Origin of the sequence: Elusimicrobium sp. (genome assembly GCA_015062115.1) — a bacterium.
Taxonomy (GTDB): Bacteria; Elusimicrobiota; Elusimicrobia; order Elusimicrobiales; family Elusimicrobiaceae; genus Avelusimicrobium.
This window is the reverse complement of sequence record SUVG01000004.1, coordinates 184,911-206,946: the sequence shown is the minus strand read 5'-3', so window position 1 is coordinate 206,946 and position 22,036 is coordinate 184,911. Positions and strand designations below refer to the sequence as shown.

The following is a 22,036-nucleotide window of genomic DNA, read 5'->3' as shown; positions in this document are numbered from 1 at the left end:
GCCATTTCCTGCAAAGCCATGGCAAATTTATCCAAATGGGCTTCCAACACGGGCCCTTTCACTTCACGGCCGTCAAGTAAATTTAATTCCTGTGTAAGCGGTACATCACGCAAAACCACAAGCATTTTTTCTTTTGGCAGGGGCTCCGGTAGGCGCACCATAAACCCGTCCACTTCGTAGTCTTTGTCTTCGTCCAGTTCGGTTTCAGCACCGTCTTTATCCGCCACAAACACGCTGATTTGATAGCGCTTGGCAAATACCCCGGCCGCATTCGCAAAGAAGGTAAAAGGCACACTAAACTCTTTGGTGTTACCGTCCCCCTGATACACTGCCCGTGAATTTTCCGTCGTAATCATTTACTAATCCTCCTTAGTTCCGGTAGCGATTTTTGCCCGGTTTTCCGTATAACCAAGCGCGGTTAAGAAACCACGCATGGGGTTTTCCCCGCTTGCAATATCCCGCGCACCCGCGTAAAATCCTTTTGCATAGCGTGTAGGCAAGCCCGTAAACAAGTGGCCTGCCGTGGCTAAAAGATCCAACACATCTTCAGCCGTTAAATCTTCTTTTAGTGCTTTTTGCCCCATAGCAAACAGTTCGCTTACGACGGGAAGTTCCGGTCTTTCCAAGCGAGGGCGTTTATCAAAGGCCTTGGCTTTCAATACTTCTGCCGCGGCACCGACAGCCATGTCCAACACCGGCAGACAGCCGGCCATTTGCACAAACGGGCTAAAAAAGATTTCGTCCGCCAGCATTTCAGGCGCATCGTCATCATCATTGAACCAAGCCAAAAGCCCAAGGGTGGTAAGCATGCTATATAACCAACTGTTTATTAAGCCATAAATAGCCACAACTTTACCCAATTGAACGACAGATATTTCCCCCCGTTGATACTCCCAAATAGAGTCAGTAATTTTGCGGGCATATTGAGCAGGTGTGTTTTTGAAGGCAAACAAGCCGCGAACGATAAAGTTCATATCTCTTGCCTGCAAGGTAGATAAACTGCTTCGTGTATTGCTTTGCTGGCTTCTTAAAGTAGATTTTCTAAACTCGGCAAATGCCTCGGCCTTTGTCATGCCTTTTTCCTTCATCAAATAATCCACATAAGGTTTGCCGCCAAAGCAAATAGCCCCAATATCCCCCAAGCGGGTATTTAAGGTTAGCAAGTCCGTCAGGCGCACAAATTTACCACGAGCCCCGATGGCTTTTGCATCAGCCGTTGCGCGGGCGAGGGCTTCGTTCATCGAGCCACTTTCAAAACGGGCCTTCAAATACGGGTCGGCACTGCTCATAAACTTAACGGTTTGACTCGGGTGGAGGCATGCTTTTATAAAACCAAGCACCCACTTGTGCGAAGGCATATTTTCGGCATAGTTAATACTGCTTACCAACTGCTTAATGGCAATCGTGGGCTTCAAAGCAATTGCACCTTTTACATAGTTATTGGTAAGCCAATCGCCCAATTTATCCATTTCATAGTTAATACGCGGTTTGGTAACACTGAATTGGTCTATCAACTCCAACATGCGTTTATAAATATCCTCTCCAAACTGTTTTTGAAGGGCAGGCTTAAGCACCGGGCTTTTGAATACGCGGCGGATACGGTTTAATTTTTCCGCCTTAAAGTGATAATCGCTTGCCCGTTCAATATGTCTAAATAAAATACCAAACGGATTTTCGGGCTTCATTTGAATAAGCGCACTATTTGCACGAGCCTTAATAAATGAAGGGTTTTTGCTTGTTCCGGCGGCGGCTTGCAAAAAGTCCAGTTCGCTTTCCACCCGTTCGGTAATTGACGGGAAATAAGCCTTCACTTTGGGTAAATCATAACCGCGTTCTTTTACGAAAACCTCGTTAATTTCGTTGTAAGATTTTTCTGCTTCGGCTTGTAAAAAATCTCCCATTTTTCTATCCTGGCTATCTAACACTTCCATAAACATTTTTTGCAACTGTTCGCGCTTATATTGCACCAACAAACGGTCGGAAAGCACATCGTTTTTTGCCCAAATATAGAGCGTGATAATTTGCATTTTGTTTAATTCTTCTTCAAACACTTCGCCCGTGCGTTTAATGGCGGCGGGGTCGGGGTTGTTATCTACTTGTGCGTAATTTAGGAAAGTATGTTTTTCGTCAAGGAGTTCGTTCATTTTGCTTTGAACTTCACTATTTTTCCCCAAACGATAAATTTCCCGTACTTTGTCCATGATTTCCGTCCGGCGCCGCCAGTTATGGGCAATAGTATCCGCCTCCAAGTTGAGCATACTGTATTCTTCTTTGGTGTTTTTGTCGGTGCACAAGTCCAGGAACGATTCCCAATTGGCTATCCAAGAGGCATACATTTTTTTCACAACACCGGCTTTTTTGTTTTTCTTCACGGCCAAAAGCACTTCGGCTTTGTCTTTTTCCGTGCGAAAATCCATAATCATCTTTTGCAGATTTACGGCGCTTCTGCCTTCTTTGCGTAAGGCGGAAATATCGTCATAAGTTTGTTTGCAAAGAGTGGTGGAAATATCCTTTACATCGTTTGCCAAAATAGACAAAAGTTCGTTGACGATTTTATCCGTAGGGCTAGCCGGTTTATCGGTAAACAAGGCCATACGGGCATTTAATTCTTCTGCGGCTTGTTCCGGCGTAAGGCGCATGGCGCGTTTCATTTCTGCCAAAGCGCTCATAGTAGGCGCATCAAGTAAGGCCTTTTTCAAACTCCCCTTCCGGTCAAACAGATTCATTTTCAATAAGTCCTGAATCTTTTTAATCATGTGTTTTTTGTAGTTCAGTTCTTCCACTTCTTTGGCGCGTGCAAGGAGTTTGTCTATTTCGTACGGCAGGAAGTTTTTGTATCGGGCACCCATAAAAGAACGCAAAAACTTCCCTTTATCGGCCGCAGGCAAATGGCGAATACCGGCCAACGCGGCGCGAATAGCCCTTTCGTATGGCGCTCCGCGCAGTTGGTCTATCACTTGGCGTGCAGTATCAAATTCCGCCTTCATTTCGGGGGTTATTTGCGCGGAATTACGGATAAGGTAACTCTCCCTATCCAAAACCTTTTGCGCTTCTTCTAGGCGGGCTGAGGTTGTTTTGTTAATTTCGTTAATTTCTTTTAGAATTTGAATCTTAATTTTGCCGTAGTCCGTATTAGGAACAGCCAACATTTCTTTGGCTTGTTTTCCTTCTTCGGTTTTTTCGTAGGCCTTTTCCACTTGATCTAGCACACCTGCCACCGCTTGGCGGATTTCTTCGGGTGTTTTGGCCAGTTTCAGAAAACGGAGCATTTCCTCTTTGCCGGCAAGTTGCCGTTTTTCAATTTCGCTGATTACTTCCCGACGAACACGGTTTGCGGCCTTGAAAATTTGCTTATTATCGGATATACTATCTAATGAACCAACCGAAGGAGTCCTAATTGGGCTGGGACCACGCGTAAGCGTTTTAACGGATAGCCCCCCGTTTCGGTCGGTTCTTTTTATTTTCTTGTCTAATTTTTCTTTATCAATCAGGTAGAAACTTACTATTTCTGCGTTTTCTTTTTCGGCAGAAATTTCCACAACGACATTATCATTTTTATCCGTTCCTTCAAAAATAAAATTAAAATAATTAGGGCTTTCTTTTGGGTTGGTTTTTAATACCAAACTGGGAGAATACAAACCTCGAGATAAAATATCATTATATTCGTCTAGCGATAAATCTTTATGATGAGATTTATTTTTTTCAATAATGTTCTTTTTGAGCAAAACATTTTTGTTTTCAACTCCTAACTGTTTAACCACTTCTTCCGGCAAGGGCGGAAGAAGAAAATCATGGGTTGGCCTTTTGTAATCTTCTATCGTCAACCCAACCTTTTGAGAAGTTGCCCCGGCAGACATTTTTTCCAACTCGGCCAACTGTTTTTCCAGTTTATCAATATCCTGTTTTTCCACCACGCGATAGCCTTTTCTTTCCAACTCGGCAATCAGGCGTTTTGCGTTTGCGGTTTCCATTAAGTCGGGGAACACTTCCTGCAAGAGTTTTAAGTTTTCGTCGTATGCCTCAATTTGGGCCGCACGATCGGCATCTTCCAACCGGTACACTTCTTTACCGTCTAAAGCATCTTCTATCATCTGCCAGGCGCGTGCAAGGGTTTCTTCGGTAGATTCTTCAAAATCCATATACCCTTTGGCCTGCAACCACACATCGGGGCGGTCATCAATACCGCCTTTTTTATCTTTCACACCGGCATTGGCATAGGCCTCTTTATCTACCTGGCCCGCGTTTGCGTACTCGGCCCCGTATTTCTTCAGGTCTTTGAGCAGGTGGTTTTTAGGCGCGGCAGGGCGGCGCGTAGAAGCCGTTTTTAACAGGGCTTTCATTTCCCCCAGTTCCAAAGCATCTTCGCTTTTTAGGCCTGTTTTAATGGCGTTTAAGAGTTCTTTGGCACGCTCGGCATTGCCCACATATTTACTCTTTTTAATGGGTTCATCTACCGTAAGCAGGCGATCAAAGATGCTCCGCACCTCGGGAGTGATTTGCAGATAATCTTTTACACTTTCGTACACTTCGGCCAGCCAACGGGCAAACTGAGCAAAAACCCCTTCCATTTCTTTGCTTGGGGCTTTTCCTTCTGCCAAATACCCTTCAAAAGCGCGGGCAAACTTTTCTTGCTGTTCTACACTATAAGAGCCGTCCGCTCCTTGCGGCGCACCCAGCCAAGCATCAATATCTTCCATTAACTTTTGGAAGTTTTCGTCCATGCTCACTTTGGCGGCATTTTGGAGCATCGTAAGATAAATATGTGCCAGTTCGTGCACAATGGTGGAAGGGTCGCTGTTTTCAAACACACGGATAATGGCCTCGTGTGCTTTTTCGTCAATTTCCACCATACCGCGCGGGTCGGACGGGTTTTGGGTGTAAACTTTTACATTGGGCAGATAGGCCCCGCTGTTATCCACCACCCCTTCCAATGCTTGGGCCCAAGTTACCCCCTTGACTCTTTGAGAATTATTGTCTATACTATCTTTAGACCCTTGAGCGTGTTGCACAACATCTTTCGATGGATGTGCAACGTGCCCAAGGGTTATCTTTTTGACAATTTCTACATTATATTCACCGTAGTCTTTTTGGCCGTTTTCTTCATACACTTTTTTAGAAAACTCTTTTCTAGGATACAAAAACTCTTGCAAAGTAAGTTTTACAATGTAAATATCATTGTTGTATTCTACAGGAACAAAGCGGCGTTCATAAAAAGAATTTTTATTATGATTCAAATCCGCATATCTTTTAACCAAAACAGCATTAGGCAAAAGATTTTTTAATTGAAGTACAAAAAACCTGTTCATCTTTTTGAAATCACTAGAAGAAAAATTATTAGATGTATTAAGCATTTTGTTGACATCTCTATTACTTACCAGAGCCTTGAAAGCCCCGGAAGAAACATAAAATTTACCTTCTATTTCTTCCAAATTGGCATGCAGATATTCTCTAAAATCTGCTCCTTGGGTAAAAAGCACATCATCAGAATAAGTTTCCGTTAGTTTGACAGGTTGTATTTCTTCGTTTAAGATGCTTTGAAATTCGGGCAAAATAGCCACATCGGCTTTTTGAGTTCTGCTTTCTTTTTTAATTTCCGGCAATTCCCCAAAAACTTCTTTTTTGTTTCGTTGGTAAAAAGTCTTTTTAATTTCTATGGCGTTCTCGTCAAAAATTACAAAGCACTCTCCGTCTTGTTCGCCGTCATACTTTATGCCCTTAATGCCGTATTTATTAAGCGTTTGGCTGGCTTCTTGGGTACCGTCCCCTTTCGCCCCTTTTCTGCGCTCATTTAAGGCCACATCATTATAAAAATTCCGCCCGTCGGTAGGCCCCAAATCATCAATGCTTTTGGGGGCGATATAGGCATCGGGGTTGTCGTTCATATAAGCCAAAATGGCTTTTCTTACCGGTTCAGGTTGTTCTCTTAAGGGTTTATCTTCATCCAAAAGCACCTCGTTTTCGGGGATTTCCACTTCAACCAAAGTACCTTCTTGCTTTACATCGGGTAAAATTTCCCCTTCAAACCATTTCAAATCTTCGGCAGAGTGGTAATTTCTATCCAATGCTTCGTGATCCATTTTTAGCGCAAAATCTTCCACCAAAGCAGCACGACTGTATTCTTTGGCTTTTTCCAAATTATTTCTTAATTCTTCAATAGGTTGGCCTTTGTAGAAAATTTCCCCGCTGTTTCTGATCGTTCGGTAGTAAATGCCTGTTTCTTTTTGTTTGGCTACATACACACCATGCCCGTGAACTTGTGCGCCTTCCCCGCTGCCAACATAAGAAAGAGAGATTTTCCCCCCTTGTAATTGATGCGGGCTACCATGGAAACCGCGTTGGAAGTATGTCACAACTTTGGTTAAATCAGCCAAAGGATTATGGAAAAATAAATCAATGTTTTGGGCTATTTTTTCAGGATTATCGTTAACATTTACACTAAAACGAGCGGCCTGTTTGTCAGGGTCTTTATGAGCAGAAATGCGCAAAGTGGAAACTTCTTTCCCCACACTAAACAATACATATCTGCTTTCACTTTTTTTGCTTTGATTAGTTTGTTTGTAGGAAAAACCAAATTCCGGGAGTAAGGATTTTGCATAGTTTTCAACTGCCTGCAACCTATTTCCTTCTTGCCACTCTTTTTCAAAATTCTTATAAGCAGGAGTAGAAATAATTTCTTCAATAGATGTGCCGGGCTTGATTTCTTGGTCTATTTTATCTATATCAATGAAAGATTTTTCTCCCTTGATTTTTTCCACAATATCCGCTATACTATTATTGCCTTCGCCAACAAACACCGGTCTTGCACTAGGCGTGTTGGGAAGGTTTTCTTTTGCCCAATTATCTATATTGGCATCACTATCAAAAAAGAAGGTATTTAAGAAAACTCTTCCGGTCGGCAAAATTTCCAAAACACTTCCCATTTTCCCGATTTTCGTATTTATTTTTAATTTTAATTGTCTGCCGCCATACTCTCCTGTTTTTGGCAACAACACAGCATATTCTGGCTTTGTAAAAGAGTTCTCTACAATTTCTAATTCATCAGGGCTTAAATGATGTTCTTTATCACTATGAATCGCTCTTTCAAAAGGCAAATCAATTTCTAACCCTTCTTGTGTGAAAAATCTATAAAAACTTTTATTATCTTCCTTCGGATTGCCGTGATTGTTTTTGGAAAACTCCACAAATTCAGACAAACTTTTTGCAGGATTTCTATACATCGCCGCCGCTTGATTGAAAGCCGGCAATTGTTTGTTTTGCCCGCCTTTCAAAATAGAAATATTAAAGTGGGCCTGGTCTTTCGGGGTCAGTTTGGTAAGGCGGTAGAAACTGTTTGTCAGTGCTTGGGCCACTTGACCGGTAGCGGTGGCCACTTCGGGCGCAACACCGGCCTGTAAACTTTCTTTTTCTACTTTACCCGCCACTTCCCATGCGGTTTGGTCAATTTCGCGAGATTGCGCTTCGGTCATTACGCGGGTAAATTCGGCAGGGTTTCTATCCTCGGCTGTTAAAGGGCTGTTAATTTCGCTACTAACGGCTTTGATAGAATCGTCCACAAACTCACTGGCGGTTACGGTTAAAGCCGTTTCACGGGCGATTTCGGCCGCGCGATCGGCAGGTACACCCATGCTTTGCAATTCTTTACTCACATTATCGGCATACTTGTTTAATTGCGCCACACCGATTGCGCCGCCAGGCACACCACCGAGCACAAAAGCCAAAAGCCCCGCATAAAGCGCATCTTTAATAATTTCGCCCACCTTTTTATCATCAGCGCCACCCAAATTGTGGATAATATCGGTTCCTACATTTTGCAAGGTTTCTTGGCTTGCCTCAATCGTCCCCCCTTCCACCAAGCCAACACCCGCAACAAGCAAATCTTGCTCTATTTTGCGTGCGTTTTTACTTTGTTCCAAAATACGCTTGGAGTATTTACCAAGAATCCCTTTTCCGTAAAGCAGTTTGCTAAAGAATTTATCTCCCACCATTTCGGTAGCGGTAATCCAGGCTTGGTTTGTTTTGGCCAACCGGTAAGCATCTTCGGGGGCCACCCCGGCCGCAACGGCACTTTCGTAAGTGCCTTGGCCTTCTGCCGCGCCAAAAATCATGGCCCCGATGGCAGGATTACGGGCTGCTGCCAACAAAGCAATAGAGGTCAGCACACTTCCCCCGGCGGATCCCAAATCGTACCAAAAGCCGTCTTTTTCCGTTTTGGCAAGGCCCGTTTGGGATAAAAAGTTATCCACTACATACTTTACTTTTTGGTTAAATTCGTCCACCTTCTTTTGTTCCGCGCTCAAAGCCGTGATGCGTTCTTTGATTTTTTCTTCTTCTACGGGCTTAAAAGGTCTCAAAAAATCGGCCTTGGCTTTGAAATCAGCCTTTGCTTTTTCGTGCCAACGCAAAACAGCCGGCATGGTAGGGTTTGCTTCATCTATTTTTCGGTGTCTTTCTAATAGGGAATCCGTATCACTACCGAGGAAAGTGTTTACAGTAGCCACATCTTTAAGCGTATGCGCCACACCGGCGCGAGCGGTGTCTATTACGGCTGATGATAAACCGCGGACAAACGGGTTTTTGCTAAGCATACGCGCGGCAAACGCCCCCGGAGCGAAACTTTCCAACGAGTGAAGGGCCATTTCCCCCAAGGCATGCTTGGCAGTTTCTTCCACCGGTTCTTCAAAATCCATCATGGCAAAGTAGTTCGTTTTGGGCTTGCCGAGTACTTGGGTTTCAGTGGCATACAAAATTTCGTCGGGCCGTTTTAAGTCGGTCATTACAGGGATATTGTATTTATCTACCCATACGGATTGTTTATGGGGTGCGGATTGCAAATTAAAATCGGTTTTTTCGTCCATAGTTATTCCTCATCGAAGTAAACAGATACTTGCCCATTGGGGCTTTGTTTGGCGCGCAAATTCGTGCCATTCCATTTCTTTGCTTTGTATTGGTCGATAAGCCCTTTGGCTTCGGCCATTTTTTCGGTTTTTCCTGCTTTGGGGTTTCGCATCAAGGCAACCAGTTGCCCCCCCATAAGAGCCGCATCTACCGTATCTACCGGCACTCCGTGTTTCGCCGCAATAAATTCCGTGCGGGCTTTGTTCCATACGGCGGTAAGTTTTTCCCGGTTTTCTTTGAAAGGGGAACTTAAATTGATTCCCTGTTCGTCGGCCATTTGCACGGCGCTTATATACATGCCCGCTAAATCTTCAGGAGCAAAAGCATCAAATAATCCTTCTCTTTTGGCCATTTTTGAAATAGAGTTTTGTAAAAATTCAGTACCGTCAAAACCGTTCCACTCCCAGTTGTTTGCTTTTTTTAATTTTTCGCCGAGAACTACCGCCGCTTGGTGGGCATATTCGCGGGCTTTTTTTGAATCAGATTCGCTATAATCTCCGTTTTTAATACCCGCTTGTAACCGATTGATAATGCCCAATAAGTTTTCCGTATTATCAAGATTCCCTGTTTTTACTTTTCCGTCCTTGATTCCAAATTCCTTAAAGGCCGTTTCGGCGGAGGCAAAATTAGCGGCTTTTTGTTTACCCAAAGGAGTGAAAGGGTCATCTAACAGGTTTTTTTGCACAAAATCTAAGTAAGAATTTAAGTCCTTGATACCGACAGACACTCCCTTTTCGGCCAATTTTTGTTGAAAGGCAAAAATATCGGCCTTTGCGCCAATCACTTCATTTTGTAAAGAGAGCGGGTCGCTTTCTGCCAGTTTTGCCGCACGCATATACAAATAATCCTCTTTCCCCTTTTTAGCGGCCAATTCTTCATCTTTTTTCCGCGCCGCTTGTATACGAAGGGCTTTGTTTTTCCAATCCACTTTTTCCGCAATGGTCAGGTTTGTATATTGTTTTGGGTCGTCCATAACGCTTATTACATTGCCGTCTTTATCTACAGAGGCGATGGTTTGGGGTGATTTATCTACCAAATAGGCCAAGCGGGAATTGCTAGATTCCTTCTTAAAAGATTCGGTAAGAGCCAAAACCTCAATGGGAGAAAAAGATTTATCATTTATTTGTTCTCTAAACTGTTTATGGATAATTTCTCTTTCCTCGTCTGTTTCGGCATAGCCGTAATTGTATGCCATTTGTTTTACGGTATCTTTTGCCAGTTCGTACGCCTTTTTTTGATAAAGGCCCTGCTTTTTGTTGTCCACATCAATACCGATGGAGTTATAATAGTTCTGCCCGTGTTCTCCTTCCCATTTTTTATAGAGTTTTTCGCCAAGGAAAAGTTTGCCGGATGATTTCATGTCGTCCAAAGCGGATTTTGCAATGGAATCGTATTCATCGGGGTCTTGGCTTTGGTTGAGTTGCCCACCGAGTGCTTTGTATTTGTTGGAGAGTTGCTCTTCCCAATTGCGAATAAGTTGCTCGTTGTATTTCTCTTTGGCACTGGCGCGCTCTTTCATGGCTTGGCCCATAATTTGGGCGAGGTCGCCAATGCCGGCTAAAGCACTACCCATAGGGGAAGTTACTTTGCGCTCTACTTGGTCACGGCCCAAGCGGACGGATGTTTGTTGTTCAATAGGATTTATTCTCGGTTTTCCGTTCATTTTACTTTCCCCCAATCAATGCCGCCCGCGAAAAGATTATTCTTTTCTACCTCTGCTCCGGATTTAATCTTGCCAAGCGTGTCATCAGCAAGTTTTTGTTGATTATATTTGGCCGCTCCGGCAAGAGCCAAAGCCCCCGCCTTCGCAATCCCCATACTCACAGCGGATCGGCGCATACGAGCAGAACTGCGCGCTTGAAATCGGTTTTCGGCGGCAGAGTTCTTGTAGTTGTAAAATTCGCTCAACCCTTGATTGCGGACATTGAAGGCATCAAAATAAGCGTTCTCAATGCTTTGTTCCACAAGTTTGTCAAATGCCGCACCGATAAGCCCATTTTCGGCAATAGAAGCCGTTAAGTTCGCAATATCTTGCCTTCCCTTCTTGCGCATTTGCTCTTCGGCAAAAGTAGTTTCAATTGCCGCACGAGTAGCATTTGCTTCGTCCCGCGCTGCTTGTGCGTTATACTGCGCTTGCTGCGCTTTGCTGTTATAATACCCAGCAAAAGTATTACTTACCGCCCCGATTAAACCTGTTAACCAATCCATGTTTTCTCCTTAATTTCCGCTAATTTCAATTTGTGGGAACAACCCCAAAATAGTCAATGGCAATGGCGATTCGGTTTCGAATACCATGCGTGCGCCGGTCGTATTTACAATGGCCTTGTCGTTTGTATCGGGCAAGGTTTGGTTTCCGTTCCAATGGATAAGCGCGTCCCCGGTTTTCAAAGTGTTTCCGGATTCCAATTCATACGGGTCTTTTACTTCCCCGTCCCCATACCAAAACCCGCAACTATTCTGCAAGCGAACTGCTACTTGGTTAATACGCGCCACGGCAGAAGAGGCAGAAGTAGAAACAATCGGCGTAGGTTCCAATGTGCTTTTGTACGGAAGCCCTACCGTAACCACACTTGCCGGTTCTTTAAGTTCCAAAGTAAGCGTTCGTCCGTCCACATGGGCCGTATATGCCTGCCCGTCAGCCAACACCGCCACTTCCTTTCCGCCAAGCCAACTAAGCCCTTCCAAACGGCTTACAGGCGCTTCAAAAGTGTATTGGCGGCCGCTATCCACAAAGAAGGCATACTTCCGGTTAAATTCGGCGCGTTCTTCCGTGCTTAAGTCAGCCGGCACATCTACCGGTAGCCCGTCCCTAAAGTATTCCACCCGGTAATCTTCCCCGCGTTTTACGACGGCCCACAGTTCGTCCGTTTGCCCGTCAGGAGAGGGAATCACGGCAATAGACACATATTTCCCGTCAGTTTCGTGCAAGTGAAATGCCTGCACCATTTGGCTCTTGTTATAGGTAAGGCCAAGCAGTTTACCGTCACGGCGCAAGCACCATACCACGCGTTTGGGTTCGTATTGCAAGGCCCATGCGATCACGCCTTGAGCCAAATGCTCTTTAGCCAAAATGCTCACTTCTGTCGGCTCGTAAGTTTCGGTATCGGAAGAATAGCCAAGGTCGTACAAATCCTTCCCTTTCAATCCGGCAAAGAGCATACTTCCGCCAACGCTAATGGGAGCAAGCATCTTCGCCCCGACAGGAGCAATAATATCGTAGGCCACATTTTTAGGGCCGAATACTTCGCCCGAAGACATCGGCCGAATCTGCAAAATCTGCCCTTGCGTACCCACATAAAGGGCTTCGCTTTCCTTCACGAAGGAAAGTTTGCAAAGGGAAGTCAAAATGGTCATGCTGAAGGCAGAATCGTTCAACACTTCGCCGTAGTCTTGCTCGGCAAAGTTCTCGTAATCTCCCGTTTTGGAAAAGCAGATATTCATGCCTTCTTTTGTATCAATACCAAGGCCGAGACGGTCTTTGAAATAGAAGGCCACATGTGGGAATTTTCCTTCTTCACCCAAAATGCCCATCTGCCATTTGTATGTAGAAATTTCCTTCGGGAATCGTCCATTGACAATTACTTCCACGGAAGACGGGGAGATATATTTGGTGATGGTTCCCCACCCGTAACCTGCATGAAGGTATTTCCAAGTTATTTTACCGTCGGATTCTGTTCCTTCCGTGTGTTGCGGCTTAATGCTTCCACAGGTTCCGTCGGCTTGCGCTTCGTAGTATTTACCTTCACTCTTTAAGATGTCTCCGTTTTTCACGCTTTCGCGGCCGATATACCAATACTTCGTATCCACATTTTGGGAAGTTAATCGAATAACACGACCAACATCTCTTTCGGAGAAAATATCAAGTTCGGTCGCCGTGTCGTCTAGTTCCAAAGAATACGAGAAGACTCTTCCGTCCCATAAAGTACACTTAAAAACAAGCGTTTTTCCGGAGTAGATTTTTCCTTCCGAAACATCGGTTAAGATGAAGTCTTCGTAATTGTTTGTGGTTTCAATCGAAAGGCCCAAATTAGAAGATTTAATAATCTGCGCAAAGACAGAGTTCCACGGTTTATGAATTTCCTCGTTGTAAGATGTTTTTTTTGACCCTGATGCAATTTCTTTTCCTTCTTGCTCGATTGTAAAAACCGCACCAAAATTGCCACCTCCCGCCGGAACTTCCAAGTCTCCTTTTCTCTTGGCACTACCTGAAAGTTTCGCTTCCACAGTCACAATTCCGGTTTCTCCGCTTGCCGTAAGCACCTTATTTTCGTTTGTATTTTCGCGGGCAAAAGGGCCGTCATCAAGCACAAGTCCTTCAAATCTCCAATCCGTCGTACCGTAGCGGCTTAACTTCTGTACGGGGTGATTCTCGTGGCAGAAGTACATCACATCGTTGACTTGCAGATAACTTAAGCGCGAAGAACCGTCTTCGTCGAACAAATCTTGCAAAGAGTATGGAGTCGGCAAATCATACGCACTACCGTCTTCCTTCGTCACAAGTTCGTGATTGTGGTACACGCGCAAGTGGTAGTCGGTAAGTTCCAACATATAAGAAATCGTTTTGGTTACGGTAAAAGGAACCAACAGGGCTGCCTGCGTTTTCCCGTCGTTTTGGCGTGTTCCATGCACATAAACAGACCCGCCACGGCGGCTTACGCCACCGACCACATGAGGAGTCATGTTCGTTAACTGCCGGCACGCATATCCGTACTGTTGAATATCCACGCGCGCCTCTGCTTCCGGAGAGATTAGCCCGGTATTGAATTGTAAGCGCGATCCGGTTACTTTAGAAGCCATACTGTGCTATCTCCAATTCTGTGGCAGGTAATGCTTGCGCCGGCAATTGAATCGCGTTGGCGCGTTTTGCATCACGGATAATCAGTTGGTATTCGGTAAGCAAGGTGTTTTTACGCGAAGGGTCTTGTTTTAAGCGTTCGCACATTTCGTAGGCAAGTTTACAGGCGAAGGCTTCCACGAAAAACGGCGGCCATTTTACCATTTCCACTTCGCGGGAAATATAAATGATTTTAAGAGGGGCAGGCAAATCGGTTAAAATTTTATTACCTTCAATTAAATAACTGTCTTTTAAGTTTGCGGGTTTCCCTTCCACCATTTCCAAGCGCAAGAAATCCGGGGGCAGAGAGTACTGGTTTTCATAACCAAAAGCGGGTGCTTGGGCATCTTTAGCAAGAAGGGTTCTTTTTAGCGCAAAAAGCCATCTGTAAATAGATAATTCATAGTCCCGCACCGTACCAAACATTGCCTTAGCCACACGCGCGCTTTCTTCCTGATCGTCCAAACTGCTAATGGGCCGAATACCTAACTTCCCAAGTGCTTTATTTGCAATTTCTACTTCTGTTAACATTTACTCCACCCCTTTTTATTTGGTGGAGGGAGCGTTTTATCACTCCCCCCACAGCCTGCCGTAGCAGGGAGGAAACTAGGCGGCAACCGCCACTTCAATCGCACCGCATTTGGCTTCTTCCAAGCGGGTAGCACCGAGCGCATAGGAGATATAGATTTGGTTTGCGTAAGACAAGTCCTCGCGTTCCCCTAACTTCACGCTGATATCCAACCATTTACCAAGCCCAACACCTGATTTGCAGAATACAGGGCAGATAATTTTGCCGTCGGAGGGGGTAAGCAAAGTCGTGCGAACGAAGTTGATACCACCATAGGCGGGTAATTTTTTGCTGGTAGCGGCTTTATCGTTCATATAATCATTAGAAAGATAAATACCCGCCGCCATCAGTTCGTCTTCCATAGCAGCCGGAACCAAGCAATAGATATCTTCGGATTCGATATCTACATTACGGTTCACAAATCTCGTGCGGGCTTTGATAAGTTTTTTCAAAATATCGCCGCCTTCATTTACGCCAACGGTCATAGCCGTATCGTAAGGGGTAGTTTCGGCGGCCAGTTTGCCCGTTTTGTTATTACTGAAATAGGCCGCTAAAATAACGGAATCAATATCGCGTTTATAAGCCGCGCGCATAGAATCAAGCACTTTATCTTCCGGCGTGATTTCCATGCGGATTCTATCCCAGTTATCGAATAGGGCCGCGCCGTCAAACATTCTCGGTTCGTACCAGCGCTGCGCACGATCCACATCTACGACATGGGTTTCTTCAAAGCGGGTGCTGCGTTCGCGGGTAGAGAAAGTACCGATTTGGTTTGCCGCACACACATTTTTGCCTTTCAAATTGTTTTCCACAGTTACGCAAGATTCCAAGGTGGAATTTTGTTGCTGGGCAAGCAATTGCATTTTTTGAGAGTATTTCACCTCTACTTCATGCTTTTCAATATTGCTGAAGTTCTTTCCATCAATAGCCATTTTTTTTCTCCTTATTTATTTTCGTGCTCTCTTTCCTCGGAAGAGCGTTTGTTTTTTTGGGTTTTACCCAAATCTTGCGCAAGTGCGCTTACCACAGGCGCCAAATGCGCGTAAATTACTTCTTTTGTAAAATTCATGGGGTTAAGCCGTAAGAGCAGTTCCAACTTTTGCCGCACTTCCCCGCGGGTTATTTTTTCAGGCATTATTCCCCCTTCGCCATAGCCGTGCACAAGGCATCAAACAACTGCTTGGCTTCTTTATCGCCGGCAAGAAATTTGGCTCCAAATTCTTTATCGGCTTTTAATTCGTCAAGTTTGGCTTTGGCCTGTGCGGCCGTATAGGTGTTGGGTTGCGGGTTACCGGCGTTTGTGCCCTTAATCGGCGCGTCCATGAGGGTGGAGCCGATTTTGTACATAAACTTCATCAAGGCCTTACTACCCATAGCGCGTTCCATTTTGGTTAAGGTCTCGTTGTCTAATGAGTACTTGCGCGCGGCTTGGCGGGCGATTTCTTCGTTTTTATCGTAGTCGGCCCCCCACTCGGTTTGCAGTTCGGCCATTTCTTTGTCTTGTGCCGCGTGGTATGCTTTTTCTACTTCGGCGGCTTTAGCGGAAATAAACCCGTTCCACCCTTCGGCCAGTTTAGCGGCTTGCGCCTGCGAGAGCCCTGCTTCAAACATGATCGGTGCCATGGCCTTGGGGAAGGAGTCATCATATCCTTCCGGTACGGCCAGTTCGTATTTATCCGCCGTTTCCGGTCTGCCCAGTTTCCCATAAAAAGCGGACAGTTCTTCAGGGGTTGATTTTTCCGTCGGTAAAGCCACATATCCTTCCGGTACTGTGGTTTGGGTCTTTTGGGGTTCGGTTCCCGTTTCGGCGGGAGAGGTTTCCCCCGCACCTAAAAGTTCCGCAACACTATTCGTCGCTTCTTGTTCCATATAATTCTTCCTCCCGTGCTATTTGGTTTAATTTCTCGTCCGGCATATGGATAATGCCCAATATGTGATTAAGCACCTGCCTGCGCCCAATGTTTATAAACACCTGTTTTTCATCAAGCGGATTTCCAGCCCCCGAAGTGGGATTACTGGGGCAGATGCGTTTTAGTTCCGCAAGAACTACCTTTACCGCGGGTTTTTTATCATCAAATACCTCGCGGAAGGCCAAGCGCTTGCGGAACAAAATTGCATATAATTTCTTCATCTCAGTTCAGCCCCCGTGGCTGCTTGTGCGGCGGCCAAGTCTTTGGCACTTTGGCTCATAACCGGTGCGGCTTCGAGCATCTGTTGCGCTTGGGCCATTTGTGCATCACTTGCATCAAGGGCTTCTTTTTCTTCGTCCGTGTTAAAGATTTTGGACGGAGCCCCAAACACTTTGGCCACTTCTTTAAGTACGCGGCCGGCGTTGATTTGGTTTTTAATGCTAGGGTCAAACGGAGCCAAAGCACCGGCTACTTCCAAAGTACGCATAATAGCCGTACCGGAGTCCGCTTCTTGGGCTCTTCTAATCGGGCTTTCATATTCGATTTGGAATTCTGCTTGACCGGCAGATAGGGCTTCTGCCAATTCAGGTGGCATCGGCGGGAGTTGGCCCGCGCGCATGGCAATTTCAAATTCCTTGGCAATCACATGGGAGAGAAATTCCCGTTCGCGCCTGCTCGTAGTGGGCCCCACGAGTACCGCCGTTTCCTGTTGGCGTTGGAGTACCTCGGTAGCAGTCATATCCGGTTTGTTAATCATGGTCGCAAACAAGTTCATATCGAACCCTTCGCGGATTAACTGTCTCATGTCTTGCAGCATTTCGAGCGAGAACGGCAATTGGCCCGGATTCTGCAGGGCTTGCACGCGCGGCCGGCCGTTTGCATCTAAACCGCCGGGAATCAAAGCATTTGGCATACCTACACGATCCACGCCGATAATATCCTCGTCCGCCATTAAGTAAGTGGGGTCGCTTGCTCTACCGGCCACACGCAAGTTACTTCTGCCCATGGAAGCCAATTTCTTAATTTCCGGAAGTAAAAGCATCGTCGGCGAATAGCCATAAGGGTCTTGCAAGTTCGGCAAAACATCATAGCGCGGATAGCAGAACGGGCAGACATCAAACCCGCTTTGCAAAACCACTTCTTTGGTTGTTAAGCACAAATAATCGCAGGCAAATTTCTTTTTGGCTCCGTCAAAACGGCCGGGTGTATAATCGGTGTTCGGGTACACTGCCATTAAAAATTGCCACTCTTTATCCAATTTGTCGCATTTTTTTATATCGGCGGGCGTATGTTCCCCAAATTCTTGCAAGGCTTGGCGAGTATTTAAGGTAAACTTGCGGAAAAAAACATCAATATCCCCCAAGTTATTTTGCTCCACAAAAAACTCCTGCACCGGCCATGCTTTGTAATTTATTCCTTTACCGTAGTTTTCGGTCACAGAGAAAGGCCCGTTTCCGTAAAAGCCAATCATCTTTAAGTTTTCGTTGTTGGCGGAGGAGAAGTTACTGCCCGCGCCGTAGCGAATCGAGAACAGCACATCGCGGCACGCTTCAAAGTAGTCTCTGTACTTGTCCGCTAAATCGGTATCGGTGATAGTTAAGCCGTGCCATTTCTGCGTTTTCGGAGTCGTGAGCCCGTCCATAGCGTTGGCCCATTTGGGAACGGTCAAAGCCAAAGTGCTGTCGGTTTTACGCTGGCCTTTATCAATTTGTCCAAAAGTTCTTTCCACCGTAAAGGTGGCATTTTTAGGGTCGGCCAGTTCTGCGATTCTCTGCCACAAAGATTCCCAAGAGGATCGTTTGCCTTCCATTACAGAGAGCCTGTGGGATAACTCGTCGTATTTCTTTGAGAGTCTCAAATCCATTTATTCCCCCAATAAACGCTTTGCAGCACCACCGGCATTAGCAGTACCACCGAGAACCGTGCTGGCGCGGCCGTATTTTTTGCGTGTTTTCAAAGCAGCGCGATCGGCGTTGATGCTTTCGGCTTCCGCGGCGGCTAAAGTGGCTTTTTTCTGCTCTTCGGCCTGTTTTTTGGCTTCGTCTGCCTGTTGTTCTTGCAGTTTAGCGGCCGCGTGAGCGGTATCTACACTATCGCCACCGGCATAACCGGCTAAACCGCCGGCCGTACCCCACCCTAGAGCCGCCGGAAGCCCCGCGCCTACGCCCATGGTAAGATAACCGGCCAAAGCCCCGAGCGTGACACCGGCAATTTTCCCCATATGTTTTTTTACTTTCTTGCTCCACCAACTCATATTCCAAACCTCCCAATTAAAAATCAAAACCACCATACGCCGTCAGTATTCGACGGCCATTGTTGCCGCGGAAATTCACAGCGTTTGACCGCTTAAAGAGTACAGCGCTCATCATTACGGCATCGGCATAGTCGGGGCTTTTTCCCCCTTTGTTTCTTAATTCTTCTTTAGAAAACATCTTAATTTGACCTTTAGAGTTAAACGAGTAAGTTACCATAGCCAATTCAGTAAGTGCGGGCTTATGTTTCAGTTCCACATATCCTTTTTCAAAAAAATCATGCAAGGCAAAGTAAGTTTCTGCCCGTTTATTGGCAAATCTTTCCGCATCTTCTGCTACATGTCCTCCGTGAAATTCTTGCACCTCAAAAGACACCACTTCTTTCAATCGGTCAATTACGGGCCCGCCCATACCGTCACCATCCACGATCAAGCGATTAAACTTATAGGTTTTGCTGGCATCTGCCACACGGCCCACCGTGTACATGGCATCTTTTCCGTTCCATGCCTCAATAGAAACTTCCTTCCACTTGTTGGGGCCGGCATATTCCCAAACAGCAAGCACCGTATTATCGGCACCGTAGCGTGCCAAGTCCAAGGCGGCCACCCTTTCTCCCCCCGAAAAAGCAAAATTGTTCTTTTCGGCTTGCATCAGCATTTCACCCGAAAACACACAATCTTCGGCAGAGGTGGAAAAATCACAAAGATACTCGCGCTTAAAAATGTTTTCGGCGGTCTCTTTTTTAATTTGCGCCAACTCTTCGGCAGGAAATACCCCCGTTTCATCGGCGCGATACATTCCCGCCCACCAATCTCCGTTTGGTTTTTTGGCGTATTCGCTGGCGGCATGAAGGTAAATGTCATAAAACTGGTTTTGCCCCTTTGGCGTGCCCATAAAAACCACCCACCCGTTTCGGCTAATGAGCATCGGGCGGATAATTTCGGTATATACATCGGGGCGGATATCCCCAAACTCATCAAGCACTACTCCGTCCGCATAGTTACCGCGCAAGGCATCAGGGTTATCTGCCCCCACCACGCGAATCAGGGCCTTTCCGTTAATATCAACAGAAAGTTCACTCTCGTTAAACTTAACCAGTTGCGCATAATGGGTACTTCCGTTGCGGTCTTTGTACGGAGCGCGGACAAAAGCAGATAAAAATCTTTTGAAATAATCCCAAGTAAGGTTTTTTGCTTGGTTTCTGTAAGGGGCAATATAGAAATACTGCGCGGCGGGGCGCGGGTTTTTTATAGCCATTTTGATAAGGTGGTTAATCGCACACACGGTTTTACCCATTTGGCGATGGGTAACAAGCACCGAAAAGCGGTGGCTTTCCAGTTGCGGGTGGATTTCGGTTTGCGGGTGTCTTGCGCGGTAAGGTATCAGCAGTTCGTTCATGCTTTCCCTCCGCTAAATCCCCCAACGGTAGCCACGGGAGTTTCTTCGTCTAAATACTTAATCACAAACGGAGCATCGGCACTTCCGGGCAGGCCTTTATCGGCCTTATACACTCCCAAACATTTACCCACTTGCTCAAGCGCCCAAGCCTGTTCCTTGCCCTCTTTTCTCGCTTTTTCGGTAATGATTTGATAAAACTCCGTCGGGCTCATGAGGGCCTTATCCTCAATTTCCCTTCTCAAAGCCTCAACCCTTGCCACAATCTTGTCCTCTTTTGACAACCGGCACGCTTTGGGATAGACGGTAGAAAGTTTATAGTTGGTTAATTCGTAGGCCCGAATATAGGCTTCAGTTTTGGTAAGGCCGCAGGCAAGCAGGCGCGCAAACACTTCTTGGCTTATGGTAAGTCCGGCCGAGTTTTTTGGGTTTTTCTTTTTTTGCAGGGCGTTATAATCTTCCAACTCTTCAAAAAGTTGGAGTTGGAAGTTTTGTGGAGCGGTTTTGCGTGCCGAGAGTATCTTTTCGGCGCGTTCTATTTCCACTGTAAGAACTTCTTTTAAGTTAGTTTTAGCCACAAAAAACGACCTTACCGGACAGAACACCCCAAGGGTGCTTTAGCCTTAAGTCCAGTAAGGCCGTTAAGTACATATATTGTGGTAAATAAATTAAAAAAATTCAACCCCTATTTAGGAACAAAATTGTTGCTAAATTTATAAATGCTTATTATTTAATCATTTTTTCTACTAAAGAATAAGAAAAAATAGTGTTTGTCGGTTCTTTTTGCGCCAAGATGATAAGGGCCGAAATGATGCGCACTTTCAACCCCACATCGGCTTTCCCTTCTTCGGTCTCATAAAGAGAACGCGGCAAAAAGAAATCTCTTTTATGCACCGAAATACTCCCGTTACTGCGCCGAGTCCAAAACGCAGGAAAAGCATCATCAGCATTTCTCCAAACGGGGATATGCCCACAGCGCAGACATACATTTCTTTGACACACCTCGTAATTTTGGCCCATATACTCCAAAAAAACAGGGCGCGCGGCCACAAAATGTTTGCCACAGGCTTCACACCACGAGGCGGGCCTTTTTATCGCCGCCACCGGCGCGTTGTTTGGTTGTTCACCAAAAGAGCGTACATATTTTTTGTTCATACAATTTTACCTTCTCGTTTCAATTCGTCCCTGTAAGCGGCCGCTTTTTCACGGATAGACAACATACCGTTGCATCCTTTTCGCCAGCCGTGTCGCATGATTTCGAAAGCAGCAGATACTGTTCCGGCAAGCGCCACAATTTCTTCAAACGCGCATCTGTCTTTTTCGAAAACGCTGTTTATTTTTTGATTGTCGTTTTTCAAAAGGGAAGGACTTACAACTGAAATCCAGTTTCTCAAAGTCGTTTCGCGTTCGGTTTTGGGTTCTTTGAAGTCCAAAATGTAAAACTCTTCTCCGACAGGTAACACATCTTCCCAGCGCTTTTGGTTAAGATACGCATCAGCGCGCGGCACAAACTGGCCGTCTTGTTTGTTCCACTCTCGCAGTTTCTTTTGTTTAGCCAACACCGGCAGGATCTTGCTTACATCGTAAGCCCCTCTTTTCCACCGTCTAATAGCGCGTTGTTTTCCTTTCTTGTTCGGGTACAAATTCCAAAAAGAGGCAAATTCGGCCATAAAGTCCATGGGGGATAGAAGGGGGTTAGTAGTTTTCTTGCTATGTAGTTCTTCTTGTTTATATAAAGTGGGCATGTCATTTTTTGATATGGTGGGTATGTCATTTTTTGACATAGACGGCTTTGCAGGCATATCATTTTTTGATACGCGTTTCGGGGCCGTTCGGCGCGCCTGTGCCAGTTGCTTGCTCGTCGCGCGCGTTACACCCACCGTCAATCCCTCTAAATCGGGCTCATTTTCGCAAAAAAGAAGTTCCAGGCGGGTTACCCCCTCTTCGTTCTTTCCGGCATAAATAAGGCCGATTTCCGCTAATTCCTTGATGGACTTCTGCAAGGTGTTTGGGGACAAACAAATTCGTTTGGCCAGCGCGGGGATAGACAGGGTTACTGTCCACCCAGGCCGCGCGGCCAAAATCTTTAGTTTTTGATACACGCAAAAAAGGGTAGTATTCTGCCACAACTGGGGAATATCCGCCTCACTTCGCCATGTTTTCACAAACCCCTTGCTCATGT

16 protein-coding genes are annotated in these 22,036 nt (G+C 45.7%); all 16 read right to left on the bottom strand.

The window, feature by feature from the left end; all coding sequences use genetic code 11:
- A partial coding sequence (locus E7027_04465; GenBank protein ID MBE6421368.1) for a hypothetical protein occupies nucleotides 1–356 on the bottom strand: 356 nt, incomplete at its 3' end.
- Between the two features lie 3 nt (nucleotides 357–359).
- Nucleotides 360–8,855 (bottom strand): hypothetical protein, encoded by an 8,496-nt coding sequence (locus E7027_04460; GenBank protein ID MBE6421367.1) that lies wholly within the window; start codon nucleotides 8,853–8,855, stop codon nucleotides 360–362.
- 2 nt (nucleotides 8,856–8,857) lie between these two features.
- The gene (locus E7027_04455) at nucleotides 8,858–10,558 is read right to left on the bottom strand and encodes a hypothetical protein (GenBank protein ID MBE6421366.1); all 1,701 of its coding nucleotides are present in this window, start codon (nucleotides 10,556–10,558) and stop codon (nucleotides 8,858–8,860) included.
- Entirely contained in the window at nucleotides 10,555–11,103 is a 549-nt protein-coding gene (locus tag E7027_04450; protein MBE6421365.1) for a hypothetical protein, read from the bottom strand. Before E7027_04450 ends, E7027_04455 begins: the two co-directional genes overlap by 4 nt.
- A gap of 9 nt (nucleotides 11,104–11,112) precedes the next feature.
- Entirely contained in the window at nucleotides 11,113–13,692 is a 2,580-nt protein-coding gene (locus tag E7027_04445; protein MBE6421364.1) for a hypothetical protein, read from the bottom strand.
- Complete coding sequence (locus E7027_04440; GenBank protein MBE6421363.1) at nucleotides 13,682–14,260, bottom strand: hypothetical protein; 579 nt, start codon at nucleotides 14,258–14,260, stop codon at nucleotides 13,682–13,684. The genes E7027_04445 and E7027_04440 overlap by 11 nt, the downstream gene beginning before the upstream one ends.
- A 75-nt stretch (nucleotides 14,261–14,335) precedes the next feature.
- Nucleotides 14,336–15,229 (bottom strand): hypothetical protein, encoded by an 894-nt coding sequence (locus E7027_04435; GenBank protein MBE6421362.1) that lies wholly within the window; start codon nucleotides 15,227–15,229, stop codon nucleotides 14,336–14,338.
- Nucleotides 15,230–15,240: 11 nt separating this feature from the next.
- Nucleotides 15,241–15,432 (bottom strand): hypothetical protein, encoded by a 192-nt coding sequence (locus E7027_04430; protein ID MBE6421361.1) that lies wholly within the window; start codon nucleotides 15,430–15,432, stop codon nucleotides 15,241–15,243.
- The gene (locus E7027_04425; GenBank protein MBE6421360.1) at nucleotides 15,432–16,166 is read right to left on the bottom strand and encodes a hypothetical protein; all 735 of its coding nucleotides are present in this window, start codon (nucleotides 16,164–16,166) and stop codon (nucleotides 15,432–15,434) included. Before E7027_04425 ends, E7027_04430 begins: the two co-directional genes overlap by 1 nt.
- Entirely contained in the window at nucleotides 16,144–16,428 is a 285-nt protein-coding gene (locus E7027_04420) for a hypothetical protein (protein ID MBE6421359.1), read from the bottom strand. Before E7027_04420 ends, E7027_04425 begins: the two co-directional genes overlap by 23 nt.
- Nucleotides 16,425–18,071, bottom strand: coding sequence for a hypothetical protein (locus tag E7027_04415; protein MBE6421358.1), 1,647 nt, complete (start codon nucleotides 18,069–18,071; stop codon nucleotides 16,425–16,427). Before E7027_04415 ends, E7027_04420 begins: the two co-directional genes overlap by 4 nt.
- Entirely contained in the window at nucleotides 18,072–18,461 is a 390-nt protein-coding gene (locus E7027_04410; GenBank protein MBE6421357.1) for a hypothetical protein, read from the bottom strand. It lies immediately after the preceding gene.
- A 16-nt stretch (nucleotides 18,462–18,477) separates the two neighbouring features.
- Nucleotides 18,478–19,857 carry a hypothetical protein gene (locus E7027_04405; protein MBE6421356.1) on the bottom strand — a complete coding sequence of 460 codons (1,380 nt, stop codon included), beginning with the start codon at nucleotides 19,855–19,857 and terminating at the stop codon, nucleotides 18,478–18,480.
- Nucleotides 19,854–20,432 (bottom strand): hypothetical protein, encoded by a 579-nt coding sequence (locus E7027_04400; GenBank protein MBE6421355.1) that lies wholly within the window; start codon nucleotides 20,430–20,432, stop codon nucleotides 19,854–19,856. The genes E7027_04405 and E7027_04400 overlap by 4 nt, the downstream gene beginning before the upstream one ends.
- Before the next feature lie 148 nt (nucleotides 20,433–20,580).
- Nucleotides 20,581–21,009, bottom strand: coding sequence for a hypothetical protein (locus E7027_04395; protein ID MBE6421354.1), 429 nt, complete (start codon nucleotides 21,007–21,009; stop codon nucleotides 20,581–20,583).
- Nucleotides 21,006–22,034 carry a hypothetical protein gene (locus E7027_04390; protein MBE6421353.1) on the bottom strand — a complete coding sequence of 343 codons (1,029 nt, stop codon included), beginning with the start codon at nucleotides 22,032–22,034 and terminating at the stop codon, nucleotides 21,006–21,008. Before E7027_04390 ends, E7027_04395 begins: the two co-directional genes overlap by 4 nt.
- Nucleotides 22,035–22,036 lie beyond the last annotated feature (2 nt).